This is a genomic window from Novosphingobium sp. Fuku2-ISO-50 (assembly GCF_001519055.1).
Classification (GTDB): Bacteria; Pseudomonadota; Alphaproteobacteria; order Sphingomonadales; family Sphingomonadaceae; genus Novosphingobium.
In genome coordinates this window covers 109,013-131,086 of sequence record NZ_KQ954292.1, presented here as the reverse complement: position 1 = coordinate 131,086, position 22,074 = coordinate 109,013, and the positions used below count along the sequence as shown (strand labels likewise).

Here is a 22,074-nt window from a genome sequence, read left to right as displayed (position 1 = left end):
GAATTTTCTTGCGTATTGCGTCCCCCGAATTTTCTTGCGTCCCCCGAATTTTCTTGCGGGCCAAAGCCGAAGGGCGAAGGCATGTTATCGTGACGAGATGCGTATTGCGTCCCCCGAATTTTCTTGCTGAGATCAATTGGATATTGCGTCCCCGGAACTGGGGATATTTTGCGTCCCCGGAACTGGGGATATTGCGTCCCCGGAACTGCAGATGTGGTCTCGACTTTTTCGGTGCCGACAATGTGGTTTTTGCCAGTGATTGCCCGTTCGACCCCGAAGGCGGCCCGATGTTCATCCGAGAGACCATCAAATCCATCGAGTCGCTGGGGCTAAGTGAAGATGTGAAGCGCAAGATCTATAGCGAGAATGCGCGCCGCCTGCTTAGGCTAACGGTTGAGCAGGGGCTGGCGGGCTAATCGGTGATGCCGCGGAACGCCGCGTCGACTAGCGCCTCGCCGAAGGTCTGCGTGAGAGGGGCAGGGCGTATCAAGAGATAGAAATAGATCGGGCCGAACAAGGTATCAATGAGCAGCGTGGTATCCAGTTCTGCCCGCAGTTCGCCGCTCGCTTTGCCGGCTTCGATTTGGGTTGCTGTTGCGGCGCGGGCGGGACGAATGTGCCGTTCATAGAGTTCGGTAAGGATTGTCGGGTCGCTCTGACCTTCGGCGATCAGCTCGGCGAGAACCTTGCCGAACTTGCCATTAAATGCATCGATCAGCCGGCTCACGCGCAAGCGGATCGTCTGTTCTGTGGTCGCCGCGTCGAGTGGTTCGCGGGCGGCCGCAATGCGCTCGCTGAACATGTCCAACACGAGCGCGGCCTTGCTCGGCCACCATTTATAGAGGGTGGGTTTACCGACTTTCGCCTCCCGTGCGATCATTTCCATCGTGAGATCACGAACCGACCGATCTCGCAACAGCTCGTAAACCGCAGACATAATTGCCTCGTGGGCATCTGCGCTCTCGCGTCGCGGCCGACCGACCGGCCGATTGGGCTCATGTATATGCTCCATGGCGGAGAAATAGCGAAACGCAACGTTAAGTCAATTGACTTGCAATTTATGTTACGATACGTTCAGTAAATTAAACAATGGAGACTTTTGTATGTCCAGCCCAAATCAAACAGCAACATCCGGCCTGCGCCACACCTTCCATCCGGCAACGCCAGGCGACGCGCAGGCGATCGCCGGATTGCGAGCGATGGTCGAGCCCATGCGCGGCAAGCTGAGCGGTGCTGCAGCACGTCCGGCCTATGACGGCATCATGGCCCGGGTTGTGTGCCCAGAAGGCGTAACCTTCGAGGAAGGCGTAGTTGGCACGGTCCCCGGTTGGTGGGTGCGTCCGGCCAATGCCCAGCCCGATGTCGCACTTGTCCATTTTCATGGTGGTTGGTTCAATTTTGGCTCGGCGTTTGCGTTCCAGAATCTGGTGGCACATATCGCGGTCGCGGCTGGCGCAGCCGCCTTTGTGCCGGAATATCGGCTCGCGCCTGAGAACCCTTTCCCTGCGGCGCCGGATGACGCGCTTGCCTGCTATATCGGTCTTGTCGGTCTCGGTTTCCGACGCATTGCGCTCGTGGGCGATTCCGCGGGTGGCGCGCTGGCGTTGGTGACACTGGCTACCGCGCACGCACTTGCTGGCGTACCCGAGCCAGTGGCCGCGGTCGCTTTGTCGCCCGTCACCGACCTCACCTTTGCCGGCGAGAGCTGGACTACGAAGTCTGATGTTGATCCTTATTTCACGCTGCCGCAAGTCCATGTGCAGGCTGATGGCTATTTGGCGGGTCATGATCCGCTTGATCCTCGTGCATCGCCGCTGTTCGGTGATCTCTCGGGGCTGCCACCCATCCGGATCCATGTCGGAACCGAAGAGATGCTGTTCGATGACTCGAACCGCTATGCTGAGCGTGCCGGCGAAGCGGGCGTGGAAGTCGAGCTCCATGTTTGGGAAGGCATGCCGCATGGATTTCTCAGCGGTGCTGGCCGGCTTGCGGCAGCTGCCGGTGCGCTAGACTCTATTGGTCATTTTCTCCGAGATTGCCTCACTGCATAGAGTGGGGTGTGGGCAAGCCGATCTTCCAAGCATCCACATTAGCTTGGTGGTCACTCTGTTCAACGGCCTGCCCGAACTCACAGGGAGGCTGTAAACCCGTGCCTCAGGGCTGCGCGCACCAGCGTAACGGCCTAGCCTAGATGTGGGGGCGGTCCTGCGGGGCTTGGCGCGTCCAAGCGCGCTATGGCCGGGCTGGTGTCTATGAATTCTTGGGCGAACGCGCCGGAAAGAGCTAGCAGATCAACGCCGAAAGTTGCGCCGGTTGCAAAACCTGCGACATCAAGGGTCCAGCGCGCAATATCATATGAACCAGCCCAGAAGGACCAGATGGGCCGAACTATCCCAATATGTGAGAATGTCGCAGCAAGAAATTACATTAATACATCCACCCTGGGCGGTGTCAAACGTGAAGTGCAACAGCATGGCCATTTGAAGCGTTGCTGGCTACCAGTTGGGCGAACACCTCATTGGGTGTCATGAAGTCGAGAACCTTGCGCGGTCGATTGTTGAGTCGTTCAGCGATCACGTTGAGCTCATCCTGGGTGAAGGGACTGAGGTCGGTTCCTTTGGGCAGGTACTGGCGGATCAGGCCGTTGGCGTTTTCGTTGCTGCCGCGTTGCCACGGGCTGTAGGGATCGGCGAAGTAGACCTTGATCCCGGTGTTGTGGGTGAGATCGGCGTGGCGGGCCATCTCTGTGCCGCGATCATAAGTCAGCGTCTTGCGCAAAGGTTCAATTACCGTGACAGGTGCGAAAACCACTAAATACTTTTAGGCTTCGGTCCCCGCTTTTTGGGAATGAGGTCAAGCCCGGTACGCGCTTCGATATCGACCAGCCATTCGGGTGATCCAATCGGTCGGCCCAGACTTTCGGCCTTGCGCAGCGCGGCATAAGTGAACGATTCATCGAAGGCCTCTCCCAGAAACGCGCGGAAATCGCCTGTCCGCTCAAGCGCAGGACTAACCCGGACGACATGGTCATCGCATCCGGCATAATGCGCGCGGACGCTGGACCACGGCCAGTCTTCGGCGCGCTTCACCTTGCCGGCACGCACGGGGAGTTACGGTGACACTTGGGAGTTGCGGTGACACTTGGGAGTTACGGTGACACTTTATAGTTACGGTGACACTTTACTAAATAACGAAATATAAAAATCCCCGAACCGGATTCGGATGCAGTCGAGCGACGATAGCGGAACAAGCCGGGGCATGATGGCGATCACCGCCATCATGCCCGCCGGAAATCAAAGGCCTGCCAATCAGAACTTGATGCGCAACGTCCCGCCAAACGTGCGTGGCGCACCGAGGAAGGCATCGAGCACGCCGGTCGCATTGGTCGGAACGTTCTGGAACCCGGAGTTGAATGCAACCTGCTTGTAATTGGTGTTCAGCAGGTTTTCCGCCCAGACTTCGAGCGCCCAATGTTCATCGCGCGGGCTAAAGGCGATGCGCCCATTGGCCAGGACATAGCCGTTCTGGTACTTGCCGGGATCGAGATCGGACCCGGTGTTGTATCCGGACGAATATTTCGCCCCGATGTTGAACCGCATTTTGTAATTGTCGCCAATCGGCTGCGTATACGTCGATGAAAGCGAGGCTGACCAGAACGGGGCCAGCGACAGCCGCGAATTGGCCGATCCCAGGAAACCGGTCTGCGCCTGCAGCGTCGCAAGCTGCGCAGCGTTCAGATTGTAACGGGTGTCGGAATAGGTAACGCCGCCCTGGATGCTCAAATCGTTGGTCGCAATCCAGACAAAATCGGCATCGATGCCTTTGCTGATGACCGACGGAACCGACGTGACGACGAATACCAGCCCGTTAAACGTATTGAGCTGGAAGCCCTTGTACTTCTGATAAAACAGTGTCGCGTTCAGCAGCAGCTTACGGTTGAACAGAGTCGCCTTTTCGCCGACTTCGAACGAATTGTTGGTTTCATCACCAAATTGCGTGTTGTTGATCGGCGTGATGGCAGCCGCACTACCCGGCGCGCAGCCCGTCGTGCCGACGGTGCATTCAACCCGGTCGAGGTTGAACCCGCCCGCCTTGTACCCGCGCGCATACGATGCATACAGCAACAACTCGCGGCTGGCGCGATAGACCAATTTGGCCGTGCCTGACAAAACGTTTTCAGATTCGGCCTGATTGTTGACGTAATTGTTATAGCCGGGGCTGAGGAACGGCAGACACATCGTGCCGTTGACTGCGGCCAGCTGGCTTGCGGCAGCGGGGTTGACCGTGTTCAGGATACCGAACGCCGCGTTGGCGGCGGCGCAGCCGGCGCCATTGCCGATATTGTTGCTGTTCTGGAACAGTGTCTTGTCGTCAAACGTATAACGCAGGCCCGCATTGAAGCTGAGCTTGTCGGTAAAGTGGAACGTGTTGTCGGTGAACAGCGCATAAGTCGAATCGCGCTGATGATATTGATCGACCGAACCCGAACCCGCCGCATAAGAGACACCGCCGACATACGGGAAGGTCAGCCCGGTCTGGAGGAAATTGGGATCGGGCTGACCCGTAACCAGCGACGAAAACAGCAGGCTGAGATAAGGTGTAAACTGGCTGCCAACCAGGATGCTGGTGTTTTGTTGCAGCGTCTCTTTCGACAGGAAACCACCGATCAGGTAATCGAGCTTGCCGGTGGTGCCGGCATAGCGCAGTTCCTGGCTGAATGTCCGGAATTCCGACGAGTTGCTGTTGTTGAACGGCAGATAATCGATGTCGGCGGTCGAAAAGTCGGCGTCAAAACCGGCCGTGTTCTTCCAGTCGCGATAGGCGGTGATCGAGGTCAAGGAACCGGGGCCGACTTTCCAGTCGATCTGCATCGAAATGCCGCTGTCATCCACTTTCTGCCCATCGGGCTGATTGGCATAGCCGGTGCGCGCATAAGGATTGGCAGCGTTGCCGTCGTTGCCGCCCAGCGCGGCAACCAGACTGTTGGCGAAATTGCCTTCGCTGGCGCGGGTGATCACCGCCATGCAGCACAATTCATTGCGATGGGTATGATCCGCGATAATCCGCACTTTGAAATCGGTGGTCGGCACGATCAGCAATTGACCACGGACCGTGTAGAAATTGCGATTGGTATCCTGGGTCGCGGTATTCGGCCCAGAGCCATTGTTGACGCTGAAATACCCGTCGCGATGACGGTCGGCAAAATACAGGCTGGCGGCGACGGTATCGCCCACAATGGGCCCGGTGACCTGAACCGCGCCGCCAATCGCGCTGTAATTGCCCACGGTCAGATCGGCATTGACGCCGAATTTGAACGATGGCGCAGCGGTCAGGATGTTGATGACGCCGGCGGTCGCCGATTTGCCAAACAGCGTGCCCTGCGGACCTTTCAGGACTTCGATCCGCTCGACATCGCCAAGGTCGCCAAAACCGACGCCATTGCGCGGGCGATAGACGCCATCGATAACGATACCGACCGATGATTCCAGACCGGCGTTATCGCCGACGGTGCCGACACCACGGATGCGCGCCGTGGTCGACCCTTCGTTGGTGGTCGATGTCACGAGCAGGCCCGGCGTCAGCACGGCCAGATCCTTGATATCCTTGACCCCGGTATCCTGCAGCAGCTGGCGGCCCACGGCGGTCACGACGATCGGCACGTTTTGCAGACTGTTGCTGCGCTTTTGTGCGGTCACGATAATTTCGTCGACGTTGTGTTCCGGCGTGGGTGTCGCGGCAGGCGTTGCCGGAACAGGCGCGGCGGATTGGGCCACGGCAGATGTCGCTACCAGCGACAAGGCAATAGCGATCGCGGAAAAAGAGGTGCGAACTTCGCGCATAAAAGCAAAACCTTCCCGAAAGTTACCGGTTTTTATGAGCCTTGCGGCCAGCGGTATTCGGAGTTTTGTCGCTTGACGCAAACGTAATGTCAACCGCGCAGTTAATCGGCAGGGCCTCTGGAGGGGCGATACGCAATTGCCCATTAGGGCCAACGGGTTGTCCGGCTCACATGCTACGCGAAACCGGGCCTCTATCGTTAGATGGGCACCCGGTTCAGCCGCAGCGCATTGGTCACCACGCTGAACGAGGACAGCGCCATGGCCGCCGCCGCGATGGTGGGCGATAGCAGCGTGCCGGTAAACGGATAGAGCACGCCTGCCGCGATGGGGATGCCGGCGGCGTTGTAGACAAAGGCAAAGAGCAGGTTTTGGCGGATATTGCGCATCGTGGCCCGGCTCAACCGGCGGGCGCGGACGATGCCCGACAGATCGCCCTTGAGCAGCGTGACATCGGCGCTTTCGATCGCGACATCGGTGCCGGTGCCCATGGCAATGCCGATGTCCGCCGCCGCCAGCGCGGGCGCATCGTTTACCCCGTCGCCGGCCATGGCGACAATGTGCCCCTCGCTGCGCAGCCGTTCGATCACCGCGCCTTTGCCGTCGGGCAGGATGTCGGCCTCGACTTCGGCGATGCCGAGGCGGCGGGCGACGGCTTCGGCGGTAATGCGGTTGTCGCCGGTCAGCATGACGACGCGGATGCCCTCGGCACGCAGCGCGGCAAGCGCGGCTTGCGTCATGGCCTTGATCGGGTCGGCAATGCCGATGACTCCGGCAACTGCCCCGTCGATGCCGACGAAAACGGCGGTGGTGCCATCCTCGCGCAAGCCGTCCGCCGCTGCGCCGAGCGGCGTGACATCGAGGCCGCCATCGCCCAGAAAGCGCGCCTGGCCGAGCCTGACGCGCTTGCCTTCGACGGTGGCTTGCGCGCCTTTGCCGGTGCGCGAATCGAAGTCGGCGGCGGCGGGAATCGCCATCCCGCGCGCCTTGGCCGCATCGACGATGGCGCGCGCCAGCGGATGTTCGGACAGGCTTTCCACCCCTGCGGCCAGCCGCAGCACATCGGCTTCGTTCCACCCTGCGGCGGGAACGATCGCGGTGACGGCGGGATGGCCCTCGGTCAGCGTGCCGGTCTTGTCGACGACCAGCGTGTCGACTTTTTCCATCCGTTCGAGCGCCTGCGCATTGCGAATCAGCACGCCGAGGCCCGCCCCGCGCCCGACGCCGACCATGATCGACATCGGTGTCGCCAGGCCCAGCGCGCAAGGGCAGGCGATGATCAGCACCGCGACCCCTGCGACCAGCCCATGCGCCAGACGCGGCGCCGGGCCCCAGATGGCCCAGGCGCAAAAGGCGAGGATCGCCAAGGTCACCACTGCCGGTACAAACCATCCCGCGACCCGATCGGCGAGCCGCTGAATCGGTGCGCGCGACCGCTGCGCCTCGGCCACCATCTGGACGATGCGCGCCAGCATGGTCTCACGCCCGACTTTGTCTGCCCGCACGATCAGCGCGCCGGTCTGGTTGAGCGTGCCGCCGATCACCCGGTCGCCGACTGTGCGCGTGATCGGCATCGATTCGCCCGTCACCATCGATTCGTCGAGCGACGATCGGCCCTCGATCACTACGCCGTCGACCGGCACGCTTTCGCCCGGACGCACGCGCAGGCGGTCGCCGATCGAGACGGTATCGAGCGCCACGTCTTCGTCCCCGCCATCGGGCATGATGCGCCGCGCGGTCTTCGGGGCAAGGCTGAGGAGCGCGCGGATCGCGCCCGAGGTGCGGTCGCGTGCGCCGAGTTCGAGCACCTGACCCAGCAGCACGAGCACGGTGATCATCGCGGCGGATTCGAAATAGACCGGCACCATGCCCATGCTGTCGCGAAATGCCGCCGGGAATGCGCCGGGCATCAGCAGCGCGACCATGCTGGTCAGCCAGGCGACGCCCGTCCCCATCGCGATCAGGGTAAACATATTGAGATGGCGGGTTTTCAGCGAAACCCAGCCGCGCACGAAGAACGGCCATCCGGCCCACAGCACGACCGGCGTCGCCAGCACCGCCTGCACCCCGTGCGAGGTTTCCGGCGCGATCAGGCGCGACAGTGCGGGCACGACATGGCTGCCCATTTCGAGCACGAACACCGGCGCGGTCAGCACGGCGGCGATGGCGAAACGGCGCCGCATGTCGAGGTATTCGTCGCCCGGCCCGGCATGGGCCTCGGCCAGCTCCGGCTCCAGCGCCATGCCGCAGATCGGACAGGCGCCGGGGTGATCCTGCCGCACTTGCGGGTCCATCGGGCAAGTCCAGACGGCATTGGTATTGGCCGGAGCCGGAGCCGACGCTGGGGCGGGTTCAAGGTATTTGCGCGGATCGGCGAGGAATTTCGTGCGGCATCCGGCGCAGCAGAAATGATAGTCGTGCCCGTCAAGGCTGGCATGGTGCGCCGTGGTGGCCGGATCGACCGTCATGCCGCAAACCGGGTCGCGGACCGTAGCCTGCGAGGCCGGGTCATGGTCGTGGGTGTCGCAAGTGCTCATCGTCAAAGCTTTTCCCTCACGGCCCCCGATTGCTCAGCCCGCTCCGCTCCCGGTATCGGCGGGCTGGTTGGCCATGTGCCAGCCCAGCGCGTCGATCTTGTCCAGTATGGCATCGGCCAGCGGCGAAGGCGGCACGTTTTCGTGCCACGCCTGATGAAAGCACAAGAGCCAGCCCTCGATTTCGGCGCGGCCGATGGGGGCTATGAAATGGCGGCTTCTGAGACGCGGATGGCCGTATTTGTCGGTATAGAGCGGCGGGCCGCCGAGCCAGCCGGTCAGGTATTCGACCAGTTTCTCTTCCGCCTGTACCAGCGAAGGGGGATGAATGGCGCGGGCCGCCGCCGCCTCGGGCAATGTGTCCATCAAGGCATAGAAACGGGCAACCAGTGCGCGGACCATCGCCTCGCCGCCCAGCGCGGCATAAGGCGTTACGGGCGTTTCGTCAGGTGTGGTCATCGCTCGCGTCCCGTCGTCGCCCTAGGGGTGAATGTAAACGAAGCCAAGACCTTGCAATCGTGCGATTTCGGCGACGCCGCTGGGCACCAGATCATCCTCTTTTACACCATAAAGGTCAGCCGGGGTCAGCTTCATGGCGCGCAGCGTGTTGCTGCAAATGAGGAAACGGACGCCCTGGCTGCGCAAGCTGTCGATCGATTTGGCCAGGTCCGCATCGTCGCGCGCCATCACGAAAAGCTGCACGCCCGCCGCGAAATCGACCACCCGGATTTCCACTTTGCCGTCGGTGGCCGCGATATGGGCGGCAAGGTGGTGCAAAAAGCGCTGAAAATAGGCCTTGTTGTCGGGCCAGCCACCGTCGTTTTGATAGACGACTTTTTGGAATGTGTAATAGCCACCGCTCCCAGCCGCCGTGTCGGGCCCATGCGCCTGCGCCGTCGTTGCCAGGACGAGGCCGAGCCCGAACATTGCCGCCCAAAGGCCGCTGCGGAGGGCGCGCGCGCTCATTCCCACTCGATCGTGCCGGGCGGCTTTGACGTGTAGTCGTAAACGACGCGGTTGATGCCTTTGACTTCGTTGACGATGCGCGTGGCGACGCGCGACAGGAAACCGGCGTCGAAGGGATAGACATCGGCGGTCATGCCGTCGGTCGAGGTCACCGCGCGCAAGGCGCAGACCGAATCATACGTGCGGAAATCGCCCATCACGCCGACCGTGCGCACCGGCAGCAAGACCGCAAAGGCCTGCCAGATCGCATCGTAGAGGCCCGCCTTGCGGATCTCGTCGAGATAGACCGCGTCGGCCTTGCGCAAGATGTCGCAGCGTTCGCGAGTCACTTCGCCGGGGATGCGGATAGCGAGGCCGGGGCCGGGGAAGGGATGGCGGCCGACGAACACGTCGGGCAGGCCCAGTTCGCGACCCAGCGCGCGGACTTCGTCCTTGAACAGTTCGCGCAAGGGTTCGACCAGCTTCATGTTCATGCGGTCGGGCAGGCCGCCGACATTGTGATGGCTCTTGATCGTTACCGAAGGCCCGCCGGTGAACGACACGCTTTCGATCACGTCGGGATAGAGCGTGCCTTGCGCCAGGAAATCGGCCCCGCCGACCTGGCGCGCTTCTTCCTCGAACACGTCGATGAAAGTCTTGCCGATGAACTTGCGCTTGGCCTCGGGGTCGGTGACGCCCGCCAGGCCATTGAGGAACAGCGTCGAGGCGTCGCGGTGAACCAGCGAGATGTTGTAATGGTTGCGGAACAGGCTGACGACCTGTTCGGCCTCGCCCAGCCGCATCAGGCCGTGATCGACGAACACGCACGTCAGCTGATCGCCGATCGCTTCATGGATCAGCACCGCGGCAACCGCCGAATCGACTCCGCCCGACAGGCCGCAGATCACGCGGGCATCGCCGACCGTCTCGCGGATTTCGGCAATCTTGGTCTTGCGGAATTCGGCCATCGTCCATTCGCCGTGGCAGCCGCAGACATGGCGCACGAAATTGGCGATCAGCTTGCCGCCGTCGGGCGTGTGGACGACTTCGGGGTGAAACTGGGTGCCGTAATATTTGCGCTCGTCATCGGCGATGACCGCAAAGGGTGCGCCATCGGACACCGCGACGATGCGGAAGCCGGGGGCAAAAGTGGTGACCTTGTCGCCATGGCTCATCCACACCTGATGCCGTTCACCGACTTGCCACAGCCCGTCGAACAGGACGCAAGGCTCGGTCACGGTCAGATAGGCGCGTCCGAATTCGCCCGAATCGCCGGGTTCGACTTGTCCGCCGAGTTGCTGGCTCATCACTTGCTGACCATAGCAGATGCCCAGAATCGGCAGTCCGCTGTCGAACAGCACTTGCGGAGCGCGGGGGCTGCCGTCTTCCGGCACGCTGGCGGGCGAGCCCGACAGGATGATGCCCTTTGGCTTCATGCGGGCAAATGCCGCTTCGGCCTGGGTATAGGGGGCGATTTCGGAATAGACGCCGGCTTCGCGCACGCGGCGCGCGATTAGCTGGGTCACCTGGCTGCCGAAATCGACGATCAGGATGGATTCGCTGGGCTCGATGCTCATGGCTGGCGGATAGAGAGGTGGGGGCCGCCTGTCCAGTCTTGGGGGAGGGTGTCCGGCAACTCTGCGGACCAAGCGATTGTTGAATCTGCAACTGTCAGCGCTTTATGATCAATTGTCATATACGCCAAATGGCGTATTGGCGGCCTCGTTCAGTTGCTCCTGCATTACACCCTGCCGGCGCGCCGAACTTTGGGAGACGCCTGGAAGAGCCTCATAATCAGGAGGACACCATGCGCAGCATTACGACAATCGTGCTGCCGATCATCCTTGCCGCTGGTATCAGCGGCCTGATGTTCACCGCCACGCTCGTTTAAGCGTTTTGGCCAGCAAGGGCCCGGTTTTTGCCGGGTTGGCCAGATGTTTGACGATTTGCGTGATCCGGTTCGGCAACCGATCTTCCCGCACAGCGGCTGGCCCGGGGGGCTTTGTACTACCCTTTGGGCCAGTCGTTTTGCATTTATACGTCGTTTTGCATTTTTGCGCTGTGCGTTCCATATCGGCGTCGTGACCGATCCGATTACCCGTTTTGCCCCCAGCCCCAATGGGCCGCTGCATCTGGGCCATGCCTATGCGGCGATCGTCGCGCATGATCGCGCGCGAAGCGGAAACGGCGAATTTCTTCTGCGAATCGAAGATATCGATGGCGCACGCAGCCGCCCCGAGCTTGCCGACGAATTCCGCGAGGATCTCGCCTGGCTGGGCCTGACCTGGCGCGAAGTGCCGCCGCAATCGAGCCGTGTTCCTCATTATCGCGCCGCGCTCGATTCGCTGCGGGCGATGGGCCTCGTCTATCCGTGCCGCTGCACCCGCGCCGATATTGCCCGAAACGCGGTCCGCATGGGTCCCGATGGCCCGATCTATCCCTCGACATGCCTGCACACGCCCATCGCGCCCGGCCCCGATGTCGCCTGGCGACTCGACATGCAGCGGGCGCTGCCGCTGACGGGAGAACTGACCGGAGAGCTGACCTGGCGCGATGAACGGCGCGGATTGCAGGTCGCCAATCCGGGTTTGTTTGGCGATGTCGTGCTGTGGCGCAAGGATGCCCCGGCCAGCTATCATCTGGCCGCGACGCTCGACGATGCCGCCGATGGAATCAGCGTGGTGACGCGCGGGGCGGATCTGTTTGACGCGAGCCACGTCCATCGCCTGCTGCAGGCCCTGCTCGGCCTGCCCGTGCCCGTTTGGCATCATCACCCGGTGCTGATCGAAGCGGACGGGCGCAAGCTGGCCAAGCGGCGCGGCGCCCCCGCGCTGGCCGATCGGCGCTGCGCGGGCGAGAGCGGGGCGGCGCTCGCCGCAAGCTTGCGCGCTGCCCGATTTGACGCTGGCATTTCCTTGTCCGAATACGTAGACATGGCGGCATGATCCTTATCCTCACCCCCGTCCTGCTCGTCCTTATGGGCCTTGTCGTCTGGTCGCTGGGGCGGGGCATTTATGCCTTTATGCAGACCACGCGCAAAGGGCTGGAACTGGGCGATGCGGGCATCAAGGACATGCAGCTCCTGCAGAACCGGATGATGATGAACCGCATCAAGTATCAGGGGCTGGCGATCGTCGTGGTGGCGATTCTGCTTGCCGTCGGCGGGCACAAGTAACCGGCGCAAGAGGCGGCTTTCGTGGTCAAGCTCAACAAGATCTACACGCGTACCGGCGATGACGGCACGACCGGCCTCGTCGATGGCTCGCGCCGCGCGAAGTATGACGCGCGCATGGTCGCCATTGGCGAAGTGGACGAACTCAACAGCGCGCTCGGTCTTGCCGTCCTGGCGGTCAAGGCGGATATCGCGGGCGAGCTGGAGCGTATCCAGAACGACCTGTTCGACCTTGGCGCCGATCTCGCCACGCCGCTCGGCGCCTTTGATACGCCCGATTTTGCGCCGTCCGACATGGTCTTGCGCATTGTGCCGGGGCAAGTCGACTGGCTGGAATCGGCGATAGACCGCCACAATACCACCTTGCCCCCGCTCAGGAGTTTTATCCTGCCCGGCGGCAGCGAACCGGCGGCGCGGGTCCATCTCGCCCGCGCGATCGCGCGCCGCGCCGAACGCGCGCTTGCCGCGCTGGCGGTGGCCGAGCCGGTCAATCCCGCTGCGCTGACGTATCTCAACCGCCTGTCGGACTACTTGTTCGTGCTGGCGCGTGCGATCAACGCCGGGGCCGATCCGCTGTGGGTGCCGGGCGCCTCGCGCGCCTGAATAGCGCGCAGGATCAATGACGAGGCGCTGTCGTTCAGGCAGAGGCAGCGCGTATTGGCGTTTGCAAAGGAGTCCGCGATGAACAAAGTTGGTGTGATCGGCGCAGGCCAGATGGGCGCAGGGATTGCCCAGGTCGTGGCGCAGGCCGGGGTTTCGGTCTTGCTGTGCGATGTCGACATCGCGCTGGCCGAAAAGGCAAAGGCGAAAATCGCCAAGGGCCTCGCCCGGCTGGTCGAAAAGGAAAAGATCACCGCCGCCGCCGCCGACAGCGCGCTCGCGCTGATTCAGCCGGTCGCCGACTACGCGCCGATGGCCGAAGCCGATCTGATCGTCGAAGCGGCGACCGAGCGCGAAGAGATCAAGGCGCGCATTTTCGAAGCCGCGGGCAAAGTGCTCGGCCCCCAGGCCATTCTCGCGTCGAACACCAGCTCGATCCCGATCACCCGCATGGCCGCCGGCACAACCGATCCGACTCGCTTTGTCGGCGTCCATTTCTTCAACCCCGTGCCGGTGATGAAGCTGGTGGAGATCATCCCCGGTCTTGCCACTGCGCCCGCCACGATCGAGGCGGTGCGCGCCTTTGCCGCCGATCGGCTGGGCAAGGAAGTCGTCTTGTCGCAGGACGAGCCCGGCTTCATCGTAAACCGCATCCTCGTGCCGATGCTCAACGAGGCGTGCTTTGTCCTCGGCAGCGGCACGGCGAGCGTGGCCGACATCGACAAGGGCGTCCGCCTCGGGCTCAATCATCCGATGGGCCCGCTCGAACTGGCGGATTTCATCGGGCTCGACACCTGCCTCGAAATCGTCCGTGTGCTGCTCGCTTCGACCGGCGATTCGAAATATCGCCCGGCGCCCCTGCTGGTCAAATATGTCGAAGCCGGCTGGCTCGGCCGCAAGACCGGGCGCGGGTTCTATGATTACAGCGGCGCGGAGCCCGTGCCGACCCGCTAAGCAATCACCCCGAGTTGCGCGGGGCAGGCGGCGATGAGACCTTTCGCCTGCTCCGCGCGCTCCATCGCGCACCCCAATTGCCCGTCGCCCTGGGCGCGCGGAGTTCCTTTTCCCCGCCCCACTGCGTCCCGCCGGGAAATGCCGCTTGTCCGCATGGACTTGCCGCCCCATGTCTGCGCATGATTTCAGCCTGCGAAAGGCCCTTCGTGCAGACCATTCTCCTGCTGATCGCGTCCAATACGTTCATGACCACGGCCTGGTACTGGCATTTGCGCGGCGGCATCGTCGTTGCAGAGGCGCGGCCTTTGCCGATGGTGATCGCGATCAGCTGGGGCCTCGCGTTTTTCGAATATTGCCTCGCCGTGCCCGCCAACCGCGCGGGCTTTGCCGCCGGATGGAGCGCGGGTCAGCTCAAGGTCGTGCAGGAAGTGATCGCGCTGGTCATTTTCGGCGTATTCATGGTTGTGGTGCTGGGCGAACCGCTGCACTGGCGCCATTTTGCCGCGTTCGGCTGCCTGATCGGCGCGGTCGGCTTCATGTTTCTGGGGCGGTAACGTTCCCGTCAGTGCGCGGCGCCCCATGAGGCGCCGTGGCCGATGTCGATGCCGAGCGGGACCGACAGCTTGACTGCCGGTTCGGCGGCCCCTGCCATGATCCGTTCGATCACCGCGCTGGCGGCGGCGACATCGGCTTCGGGCAGTTCGAACACCAGTTCGTCGTGGACTTGCAGCAGCATGCGCACGTGGCCGAGGCCCGCTGCGGCGAGCGCGGGCTCCATCCGGGCCATCGCGCGCTTGATGATGTCGGCGCAGGTGCCCTGGATCGGGGCGTTGATCGCGGCGCGTTCGCTGCCGGCGCGTTCGGCCTGGGTTTTCGACGCGATGCGGGGAAACCAGGTCTTGCGGCCGAACAGCGTGGTCGAATGGCCGCATTCGCGGACTTGTTCGAGCGTTTCGTGGATATAGCGCTGAATGCCGGGAAACCGTTCGAAATAGCGGTCGATCATCGCTTGCGCCTCGTCCGCCGTGGTGCCGAGCCGGGTGGCGAGGCCCCAGCGGCTGATGCCGTAGAGAATCGCGAAATTGATCGTCTTGGCGCGGCCGCGCGTATCGCGGTTGACTTCGCCGAACAGCTCCATCGCGGTGCGCGCGTGGATGTCTTCGCCATTGGCAAAGGCTTCCCTCAGCGCCGGGACATCGGCCATGTGCGCCGCGAGCCGCAATTCGATCTGGCTATAGTCCGCCGAAAGCAGGACATGGCCGGGCTCGGCGACGAAGGCATCGCGAATCTGGCGGCCGATTTCGGTGCGCACCGGGATGTTCTGCAGATTGGGATCGGTTGACGACAGGCGCCCGGTCTGCGCGCCGACCAGTGAATAACTGGTGTGAACGCGCCCCGTCATCGGGCTGATCGCGGCCTGCAGCGCGTCGGTATAGGTCGATTTGAGCTTGGACAGCTGGCGCCATTCGAGCACCAGCGAGGGCACTTCGGCGCCGTCTGCGGCAAGCGCTTCGAGCACCGACTGATCGGTCGAATATTGCCCGCTCTTGCCCTTCTTGCCGCCCTTGTAGCCGAGCCGGTCGAACAGCACGTCGCCAAGCTGTTTGGGGCTGCCGATCGTGAACGGGCCACCGGCCTTTTCGTGAATCACCGCTTCGAGATCGGCGATGCGCGTGGCGAATTCGCCCGACAGACCGGCCAGCCGCTGACGATCGACCTTGATTCCGGCGGCTTCCATCCGCGCCACCACCGGCACCAGCGGGCGGTCGACGCGTTGGTAGATGCGTGTCCCGCCTTCGTCGGGCAGCCGGGGCGCGAAGACCTGATGCAGCCGCCAGGTCACTTCGGCGTCCTCTGCGGCATAGCGGGTGGCATCGGGCAGAGCCACTTCGGCGAACGAGATCGCCTTTTTGCCGGTGCCCGCGACCTCCTTGAAGGTGATCGTCCTGTGGTCGAGGTGGCGTTCGGACAATTCGTCCATGCCATGGCCCCAGGGCATGGTGTCGCCGCGCCCGGCATCGAGGCAGAAGCTCATCACCATGGTATCGTCGATCGGCGCGACGGTGAGGCCATGGCGCGCCAGCACGACCAGATCGTACTTGATGTTCTGCCCCACTTTCATCACTGCGTCGCTTTCGAGCAGCGGCCTGAGCAGGCGGCAGGCGGTGGCGCGGTCGATCTGGGTCGGCGCCTCGGCAAACATGTCGCTGCCATGGTGGCCCAGCGGGATGTAGCAGGCCTCGCCCGGCCCGGTCGCCAGGCTGATCCCGACCAGATCCGCGCCGACCGCGTCGAGCGCGCTCGTTTCGGTATCGATCGCCACCACGCCTGCGGCAAAGGCGCGCGCGATCCACGCTTCGAGCGCGGGCACGTCCTGCACGCACGGATAGGCGGCAGGGTCGATCGCGGGCCATTCGGGCAGCGGCTGGCGGCTGCCGATTGGAGCGGGGGCGGTCGCGGCGGGATCGTTCGCCGCAGCCGGGGTCGTAGCCACCGCCGCCGCAGCACGCTGGCCCAGCTTTCTGAGCAGGCTGGTAAAGCCATGTGTGCCAAGGAATGCGGCAAGCGGCTCGGGGGGAATCGGGCCGAGCTCGAAATCGTCGAGCGGGGTCGGCAGATCGCAGTCTTCTTTCAGCGCGACCAGCTTGCGCGACAGGCGCGCCATGTCGGCTTCGGCAATCAGGCTTTCGCGCAGCTTGCCCGGCTTCATCGTCGGCGCGCTGGCCAGCGCCGTTTCGAGATCGCCGTTTTCCTGAATCAGCTTGGTCGCGGTCTTGGGCCCGATGCCGCGAATCCCCGGCACATTGTCGACTGCATCGCCCATCAGCGCGAGCACGTCGCCGACCTTTTCCGGCACCACGCCGAACTTTTCGACCACTTCGGGGATAAAGATGCGCTGATTCTTCATCGTGTCGAGCATGTCGACGCGCGATCCGTCGGGGCCCTCGCCGATCAGCTGCATCAGATCCTTGTCCGACGAAACGATGGTCACGTCCCAGCCGCGCGCCGAGGCCGCGCGGGCATAGGATGCGATCAGATCGTCCGCTTCAAGCCCCGCCTCTTCGATGCAGGCGAGGCTGAAGGCGCGGGTCGCATCGCGGATCAGCGGAAACTGCGGCACCAGGTCTTCGGGCGGGGGCGGGCGATGGGCCTTGTAGGCCTCGTACAGCGCGTTGCGAAAGGTGATCGAGCCTTTGTCGAGGACGACCGCCAGATGCGTAGGCCCTTGTGCTGCATGGAGATCTTCGGCCAGCTTCCACAGCATCGTGGTATAGCCATAGACCGCGCCGACCGGCGTGCCGGCCGGATTGGTCAGCGGCGGCAGCCGATGATAGGCGCGAAAGATGTAGGCCGATCCATCGACGAGATAGAGGTGATTGCGGGGCTTGGGCTGGGCGTCCATCGGCTTTCTGTTAGAGGCTGAATCAAAATTGGCCAGAGGTCATTTGCCTGATCGTGCCGAGCGGCATCAACGGTTTGGCTCTCATGCGCGTCGGCCTGTCGCTGGCGCTGCAACTGCACAAAAAAGCCTTGGCTTCCCACGCGATATGACAAGGGTGTGGCCGAAGATGCGTTGAACGCTTGCAACGCGATGAATTGCCGATTAATTGGGGCGAGAAGTCTATCGCCAGAGTAGGCTTTGCGGCGGGCTGCTTGCCCGGCGCGGTTCACTTCAATCCAGGGATTGTAACGCATGCGCAAGCTCATCCTCGCCGCTGTCGCCGGCACCGCTTTTGCTCTCGCGGGCTGCTCGGAGAAGGCTCCGGAAGCCACCGAAGCCTCTGTTGAAGCCACCGACACCGGTTCGGCTGACGCTTCGGACGTCGCTGCAGACGCCAGCTCGGCCGCAGCCGCCGATTCGAGCACTGCCGCCAAGATGTAATCCTTGCCCGCAAGGGCAGGTTACCGGCGCCGTCTGCTCGACGGAGTATAGGAAAGGGAGTCTGGCCGACGGGCCGGGCTCCCTTTCTTTGTGCGCTGTTCGCGTGTCGGCCCTGCCGGACATGAAAGCCGGACATGAAAAAAGGCGCCGGAAAGCGCCCTTTTTCCCGTTTGCCGGACCTGCTTTCAGGCCCCTGCTTTCAGGCCCCTGCTTTCAGGCCCCGGCTTTTAGATCAGTGCGAAAATCAGCGGCGGTTTTGCGTTGGCTGACCGTGCGGCGCGCCGCGTACATAGCCATCGGCCCGCGCATACGCGGTGTCTGCCTTGGCATAGCCGTCATAGAGGGCGCGGGTGATGTCGGCGATCATCATGGCGTGGCTGGTGTGGCTTTCGGGCCCGGCGATAAAGATCGCCAGAGCGAGATGACGGCCGTCGGGCAGGCGGATGATCCCCACATCGTCGGTCACGCCGGCCAGAGTTCCGGTCTTGTGCGCAAACACGGTGCCGTCGGGCAGGCCGGCGCGCATGCGATTCTTGCCCGTGCTGGTACGGGTCATCGTGTCGAGCAGCACCGCGCGCGATTGCGGGCTGAGCGCGGTGCCCCGGTCGATGGCGGACAGCAGCGCCAGCATCGCGCGCGGCGTGCTGGCGGTGCGGGTGTCGATCGTCTTGGCCGGATTGACGTGTCCGTCATCGCGCACAAGCGTTGCCATCGTGCTGTCGAGATGCTGGCCGACGATCCCGTTCCTGGCCAGCCAGGCATTGACCGTGCTCACCCCGCCGACCGCCGTGATCAAGCCGTCGGTGGCGTTGTTGTTGCTGCGCGTGATCATCAGTTCCATCAACTGTTGCGCCGACATCACCGGCCCGGCGCGCAACGGGGCGGATGAACCGCGTTCGCGGCGTTCGGCCACGGGCATCATCATCGGCAACGACTGGTCGAGCCGAAAGCGGCCCTGTTCGACGCCGGTCAGGAATGTCCCGGCGACCGCGATCTTGGCCGTGCTGGCCATGGGGAAAGGCATGTCGCCGTTGATCAGGACCTGGCCGCCGCCATCGAGATCGGCCGCCGCGACGCCGATTCGGCCATGCGCGCGCGCGGTAATCGCCTCGACCGCTTGCTGGATCGCCATGTCGCGCTGATCGGGCGCAGTGGCCGGGGCCCGGCTCTGCACTTGCGGTATCGTGGCAAGGAGCGCGGGAACCGCCGCCAAGGCGACGGCAGCCAGCGAGAGCTTTTGAATACGAAACTTGCGCCCCAACATAGCCGCCCCTGGTATCGCGAAGCGGCCCGGCCGCCACGCATGGAAAGGTGTTACTCGAAACTGGTTTCTAACCGATTGCGATTCCCGGCGAAAGACCTTGGTAGTCATCCGGACGCGGCTGCGGGGCGACTGGCCGGACCCGCCACAAAATCCCCGCTGGACTTTAATCAAGCGATTAAGGATAGTCGATCGAACTCGGCACGACCGGCTCCGGCGAGATCGAGTTGTGGAGGATGCATGAATCAGGACAGCGGCGAGCTGGCCGGGGCGCTTGGCAAGGCCTTGGCGCGCGCCGGGCATCATGGCGCGGTGACCGGTCTGACCCGCCTGTCGGGCGGCGCAAACATGGAATCGTGGCTGTTTTCCTGTGGCGCGGACCGCTTTGTGCTGCGCCGCGCGCCGTCTGCCGACTGGCTCGCCGGGCGCGCGCTCGATATGGCGGGCGAGGCAAGGGTGATTCGCCTGGCCAAGGCAGGCGGCGTTCCGGCGCCCGAAGTGGTGCTCGAACTGGTGCCCGAAGACGGGCTGGGCATCGGCTTTGTCATGGCCTGCCTGCCGGGCAGCGCCGATCCCGAATCCGCGCTGTCCTCTCCTCCTGTGCTGGCGGCCGAAATCGCAACGGCCATGGCGCGAATCCATGCGCTCGATCCGGCCGGGGCGAATCACTTGCCGCGGCTCGATTCGCGAAGCGGTCTGGCCCGGCTGACCGCGCAATTCGAAGCGGCGGGCGGCGATCGGCCGATCATTGCGCTCGGGCTCGCCTGGCTTGCAGCCCATCTGCCGCCCGACGTGCCGCCGCGCGTGGTCCATGGCGATCTGCGCATCGGCAATGTCATGGTTCACGACGGGCATCTGTCGGGCGTGCTCGACTGGGAACTGGCGCATCTGGGCGATGGGCACGAAGATCTTGCCTTTGGCTGCATGACCGTCTGGCGCTTTGGCCGGCTCGACAAACAGGGATTTGGGCTGACCGACGTAGCGAGCCTTGCCCGCGCCTATGAGGCGGCGGGCGGAGAGCGGTTCGATCCGGCGCGGTTCCGCTTCTGGCTGATCTATCGCACGGTGTGGTGGGCGCTGGGCTGTCTTGAAATGGGCAAGGCCTGGCGTTCGGGTGCCGATCGGTCGCTGGAGCGGGTGGTGGTTGCCCGGCGCGCGCCGGAGCAGGAGCTGGACTTGTTGCTCCTGCTCGAAAGCGACGCGCCCGAGGCCGAGCGCGCCCGCGCCCTGCCCCCTGCCGCGCAACCGGTCAGCGTGGGCGAGGGCGAACCCGATGCCATCGAGATTCTGACCGCAGTCGGCGAATGGCTCGCCGCGACGGTCAAGCCGCGTCTCGACGGGCGCGAACGCTGGGAACTGGCCGTGGCGCAGAACGCGCTCGGCATTGTCCGGCGCGAACTGGCCGGGCGCCCGGCGACATCGGACGCGGCGCTCGCCCGCGCGATCATGGCAGGCGAGGTCGGGCTGACGACCCCCGGCCTGCTTGCCGACCTCAAGCGTCGCGCGCTGGCGACGCTTGCCTGCGACATGCCGAAATACCCGGCGTTGGCGGTTGCCCGCGCCCGATGGGAGCACGCCTGATGGACTTTGACCTGCCCGCCGATCTTCTGGCCTATCTGGCCGAACTTGACGCCTTTATCGAGGCGGAGATCAAACCGCTCGAACAGGCCGACGACAACATCCGCTTTTTCGATCACCGTCGCGAATGGGCGCGTACCGATTTCGAAAACGGCGGTCTGCCGCGCCACGATTGGGAAGACCTGCTGATCAAGGCGAGCCTGCGCGCCGACACGGCGGGGCACTGGCGCTTTTCCGCGCCGAAGAAATATGGCGGCAAAGACGGTTCGAACGTGTGGATGGCGGTGATTCGCGAGCATTTCGCCGCAAAGGGTCTCGGCCTGCACAACGATCTGCAAAACGAGCATTCGATCGTCGGCAATTTCCCGTTCGTTGCCATGTTCGAACATTTCGGCACCGAGGAACAGCAAAAGGAATTCATTTTCGGCGGGTTTGAGCGCACGCGCCGCACGGCGTTCGGCCTGACCGAGCCCGATCATGGCTCCGATGCGACGCACATGGAAACCCGCGCGCGGCCCGAAACGCGCGACGGCGTGGCGGGGTGGCTGATCAACGGCGAAAAGATGTGGACCACGGGGATGCACGTGGCGACGCATTGCGCGACATTTGCCCGCACCAGCGGGGCGGACGGCGATGCGCGCGGGATCACCTGTTTCCTCGTTCCAGCCGCGACGCCGGGGCTGGTGGTCGAGGAATACTTGTGGACGTTCAACATGCCGACCGATCACCCGCGCGTGTCGTTTACCGATGTCTGGGTGCCCGAAAGCGCGATTCTGGGCCCCGTCGGCGGCGGGCTCGCCATCGCGCAAAGCTTTGTGCACCAGAACCGCATTCGCCAGGCGGCCTCATCGCTTGGCGCGGCGACGTACTGCATCGAGGAAGCGGTGCGCTATGCGCGCACTCGCAAACCGTTTGGCGAGGATCTGGCGCGCAACCAGGCGATTCAGTTTCCGCTCGTCGAACTGGCGACGCAGGCCGAGATGCTGCGCCTGTTGATCCGCAAGACTGCGTGGGAGATGGATCGCATGGACCATCGCGCGATCGAGCGCGAGCTGTCGGACAAAGTGTCGATGTGCAATTACTGGGCGAACCGGCTGTGTTGCGAAGCCGCCGACCGCGCGATGCAGGTGCATGGCGGCATCGGCTATTCGCGGCACAAGGCCTTTGAACACATCTATCGCCACCACCGCCGCTATCGCATCACCGAAGGCTCCGAAGAGATCCAGATGCGCAAGGTAGCCGGATTTCTGTTCGGCTATATGGGCCCGAAAAAGGCGCAATACGCCTGATCCTCCCCCGCACGGACGGGG

Annotated in this window: 21 protein-coding genes and 1 pseudogene; 11 read left to right on the top strand and 11 right to left on the bottom strand. The window is 63.5% G+C overall.

What is annotated here, in order from left to right; all coding sequences use genetic code 11:
• Positions 1-416: amidohydrolase family protein (locus tag AQZ50_RS20085; RefSeq protein WP_156427353.1), on the top strand; the 416-nt coding region annotated here is incomplete at its 5' end.
• Here the strand turns inward: AQZ50_RS20085 and AQZ50_RS11965 are convergent.
• Positions 413-937, bottom strand: coding sequence for a TetR/AcrR family transcriptional regulator (locus tag AQZ50_RS11965; RefSeq protein ID WP_231730250.1), 525 nt, complete (start codon positions 935-937; stop codon positions 413-415). The two genes, AQZ50_RS20085 and AQZ50_RS11965, sit on opposite strands and share 4 nt — an antisense overlap.
• A 166-nt stretch (positions 938-1,103) precedes the next feature.
• Here AQZ50_RS11965 and AQZ50_RS11960 point away from each other — a divergent pair, with 166 nt between their 5' ends.
• Positions 1,104-2,051, top strand: a complete 948-nt coding sequence (locus AQZ50_RS11960; protein WP_231730249.1) for an alpha/beta hydrolase — start codon at positions 1,104-1,106, stop codon at positions 2,049-2,051.
• Between the two features lie 239 nt (positions 2,052-2,290).
• Complete coding sequence (locus AQZ50_RS21190) at positions 2,291-2,359, top strand: 4Fe-4S dicluster domain-containing protein (RefSeq protein WP_156427352.1); 69 nt, start codon at positions 2,291-2,293, stop codon at positions 2,357-2,359.
• Between the two features lie 92 nt (positions 2,360-2,451).
• Here AQZ50_RS21190 and AQZ50_RS11955 read toward each other — a convergent pair.
• The 7 genes and pseudogenes from AQZ50_RS11955 to guaA form a co-directional block, all read right to left on the bottom strand.
• Positions 2,452-2,778: pseudogene (locus AQZ50_RS11955) on the bottom strand (IS30 family transposase); the annotation flags it as partial.
• A 32-nt stretch (positions 2,779-2,810) separates the two neighbouring features.
• Positions 2,811-3,104, bottom strand: a complete 294-nt coding sequence (locus tag AQZ50_RS11950) for a hypothetical protein (RefSeq protein ID WP_067746691.1) — start codon at positions 3,102-3,104, stop codon at positions 2,811-2,813.
• A gap of 204 nt (positions 3,105-3,308) precedes the next feature.
• Entirely contained in the window at positions 3,309-5,840 is a 2,532-nt protein-coding gene (locus AQZ50_RS11945) for a TonB-dependent receptor (RefSeq protein ID WP_067746690.1), read from the bottom strand.
• Positions 5,841-6,037: 197 nt separating this feature from the next.
• Positions 6,038-8,374 carry a heavy metal translocating P-type ATPase gene (locus AQZ50_RS11940; protein ID WP_067746689.1) on the bottom strand — a complete coding sequence of 779 codons (2,337 nt, stop codon included), beginning with the start codon at positions 8,372-8,374 and terminating at the stop codon, positions 6,038-6,040.
• Between the two features lie 33 nt (positions 8,375-8,407).
• The gene (locus AQZ50_RS11935; protein WP_067746688.1) at positions 8,408-8,830 is read right to left on the bottom strand and encodes a group II truncated hemoglobin; all 423 of its coding nucleotides are present in this window, start codon (positions 8,828-8,830) and stop codon (positions 8,408-8,410) included.
• A 21-nt stretch (positions 8,831-8,851) separates the two neighbouring features.
• Complete coding sequence (locus tag AQZ50_RS11930) at positions 8,852-9,337, bottom strand: DsrE family protein (RefSeq protein WP_231730248.1); 486 nt, start codon at positions 9,335-9,337, stop codon at positions 8,852-8,854.
• Positions 9,334-10,893: a glutamine-hydrolyzing GMP synthase gene (gene guaA / locus AQZ50_RS11925; protein ID WP_067746687.1), complete on the bottom strand. Its 1,560-nt coding sequence runs from the start codon at positions 10,891-10,893 to the stop codon at positions 9,334-9,336. Before guaA ends, AQZ50_RS11930 begins: the two co-directional genes overlap by 4 nt.
• A gap of 495 nt (positions 10,894-11,388) precedes the next feature.
• On the opposite strand from guaA, the gene gluQRS reads away from it, so the two are divergent.
• The 5 genes from gluQRS (at position 11,389) to AQZ50_RS11900 (ending at position 14,596) form a co-directional block, all read left to right on the top strand.
• Entirely contained in the window at positions 11,389-12,261 is an 873-nt protein-coding gene (gluQRS, locus tag AQZ50_RS11920) for a tRNA glutamyl-Q(34) synthetase GluQRS (protein WP_369801420.1), read from the top strand.
• Positions 12,258-12,491, top strand: a complete 234-nt coding sequence (locus tag AQZ50_RS11915) for an HIG1 domain-containing protein (RefSeq protein WP_067746686.1) — start codon at positions 12,258-12,260, stop codon at positions 12,489-12,491. Before gluQRS ends, AQZ50_RS11915 begins: the two co-directional genes overlap by 4 nt.
• A gap of 21 nt (positions 12,492-12,512) precedes the next feature.
• On the top strand, positions 12,513-13,091 hold the full coding sequence (locus AQZ50_RS11910) for a cob(I)yrinic acid a,c-diamide adenosyltransferase (RefSeq protein ID WP_067746685.1): 579 nt from the start codon (positions 12,513-12,515) through the stop codon (positions 13,089-13,091).
• Positions 13,092-13,169: 78 nt separating this feature from the next.
• Positions 13,170-14,042 carry a 3-hydroxybutyryl-CoA dehydrogenase gene (locus AQZ50_RS11905; RefSeq protein WP_067746684.1) on the top strand — a complete coding sequence of 291 codons (873 nt, stop codon included), beginning with the start codon at positions 13,170-13,172 and terminating at the stop codon, positions 14,040-14,042.
• Positions 14,043-14,221: 179 nt separating this feature from the next.
• Entirely contained in the window at positions 14,222-14,596 is a 375-nt protein-coding gene (locus AQZ50_RS11900; protein WP_369801415.1) for a DMT family protein, read from the top strand.
• A gap of 8 nt (positions 14,597-14,604) precedes the next feature.
• Here AQZ50_RS11900 and polA read toward each other — a convergent pair whose 3' ends face one another.
• Together polA and AQZ50_RS20480 are read right to left on the bottom strand one after the other, a co-directional pair.
• Positions 14,605-17,445 carry a DNA polymerase I gene (polA, locus tag AQZ50_RS11895; RefSeq protein ID WP_067746683.1) on the bottom strand — a complete coding sequence of 947 codons (2,841 nt, stop codon included), beginning with the start codon at positions 17,443-17,445 and terminating at the stop codon, positions 14,605-14,607.
• Complete coding sequence (locus tag AQZ50_RS20480; protein WP_156427343.1) at positions 17,355-17,738, bottom strand: hypothetical protein; 384 nt, start codon at positions 17,736-17,738, stop codon at positions 17,355-17,357. Before AQZ50_RS20480 ends, polA begins: the two co-directional genes overlap by 91 nt.
• Here AQZ50_RS20480 and AQZ50_RS11890 point away from each other — a divergent pair.
• Positions 17,737-17,925: a hypothetical protein gene (locus tag AQZ50_RS11890; protein ID WP_067746682.1), complete on the top strand. Its 189-nt coding sequence runs from the start codon at positions 17,737-17,739 to the stop codon at positions 17,923-17,925. The genes AQZ50_RS20480 and AQZ50_RS11890 overlap by 2 nt on opposite strands.
• 244 nt (positions 17,926-18,169) lie before the next feature.
• On the opposite strand, the gene AQZ50_RS11885 is transcribed toward AQZ50_RS11890, so the two are convergent.
• Complete coding sequence (locus AQZ50_RS11885; RefSeq protein ID WP_067746681.1) at positions 18,170-19,189, bottom strand: serine hydrolase; 1,020 nt, start codon at positions 19,187-19,189, stop codon at positions 18,170-18,172.
• Between the two features lie 237 nt (positions 19,190-19,426).
• On the opposite strand from AQZ50_RS11885, the gene AQZ50_RS11880 reads away from it, so the two are divergent.
• Both AQZ50_RS11880 and AQZ50_RS11875 read left to right on the top strand, forming a co-directional pair.
• On the top strand, positions 19,427-20,767 hold the full coding sequence (locus AQZ50_RS11880) for a phosphotransferase family protein (protein ID WP_067746680.1): 1,341 nt from the start codon (positions 19,427-19,429) through the stop codon (positions 20,765-20,767).
• Positions 20,767-22,053: an acyl-CoA dehydrogenase family protein gene (locus tag AQZ50_RS11875; protein ID WP_067746679.1), complete on the top strand. Its 1,287-nt coding sequence runs from the start codon at positions 20,767-20,769 to the stop codon at positions 22,051-22,053. Before AQZ50_RS11880 ends, AQZ50_RS11875 begins: the two co-directional genes overlap by 1 nt.
• Positions 22,054-22,074: the final 21 nt, after the last annotated feature.

Bases quoted from the DNA above. Each gene is read 5' to 3' on its own strand.
- AQZ50_RS11965 (WP_231730250.1), bottom strand. From the start codon at position 937: ATGTCTGCGGTTTACGAGCTGTTGCGAGATCGGTCGGTTCGTGATCTC.
- AQZ50_RS11960 (WP_231730249.1), top strand. From the start codon at position 1,104: ATGTCCAGCCCAAATCAAACAGCAACATCCGGCCTGCGCCACACCTTC.
- AQZ50_RS11945 (WP_067746690.1), bottom strand. From the start codon at position 5,840: ATGCGCGAAGTTCGCACCTCTTTTTCCGCGATCGCTATTGCCTTGTCG.
- AQZ50_RS11940 (WP_067746689.1), bottom strand. From the start codon at position 8,374: ATGAGCACTTGCGACACCCACGACCATGACCCGGCCTCGCAGGCTACG.
- AQZ50_RS11935 (WP_067746688.1), bottom strand. From the start codon at position 8,830: ATGACCACACCTGACGAAACGCCCGTAACGCCTTATGCCGCGCTGGGC.
- AQZ50_RS11930 (WP_231730248.1), bottom strand. From the start codon at position 9,337: ATGAGCGCGCGCGCCCTCCGCAGCGGCCTTTGGGCGGCAATGTTCGGG.
- guaA (WP_067746687.1), bottom strand. From the start codon at position 10,893: ATGAGCATCGAGCCCAGCGAATCCATCCTGATCGTCGATTTCGGCAGC.
- AQZ50_RS11915 (WP_067746686.1), top strand. From the start codon at position 12,258: ATGATCCTTATCCTCACCCCCGTCCTGCTCGTCCTTATGGGCCTTGTC.
- AQZ50_RS11905 (WP_067746684.1), top strand. From the start codon at position 13,170: ATGAACAAAGTTGGTGTGATCGGCGCAGGCCAGATGGGCGCAGGGATT.
- AQZ50_RS11900 (WP_369801415.1), top strand. From the start codon at position 14,222: ATGATTTCAGCCTGCGAAAGGCCCTTCGTGCAGACCATTCTCCTGCTG.
- polA (WP_067746683.1), bottom strand. From the start codon at position 17,445: ATGGACGCCCAGCCCAAGCCCCGCAATCACCTCTATCTCGTCGATGGA.
- AQZ50_RS11890 (WP_067746682.1), top strand. From the start codon at position 17,737: ATGCGCAAGCTCATCCTCGCCGCTGTCGCCGGCACCGCTTTTGCTCTC.
- AQZ50_RS20480 (WP_156427343.1), bottom strand. From the start codon at position 17,738: ATGCGTTACAATCCCTGGATTGAAGTGAACCGCGCCGGGCAAGCAGCC.
- AQZ50_RS11885 (WP_067746681.1), bottom strand. From the start codon at position 19,189: ATGTTGGGGCGCAAGTTTCGTATTCAAAAGCTCTCGCTGGCTGCCGTC.
- AQZ50_RS11880 (WP_067746680.1), top strand. From the start codon at position 19,427: ATGAATCAGGACAGCGGCGAGCTGGCCGGGGCGCTTGGCAAGGCCTTG.
- AQZ50_RS11875 (WP_067746679.1), top strand. From the start codon at position 20,767: ATGGACTTTGACCTGCCCGCCGATCTTCTGGCCTATCTGGCCGAACTT.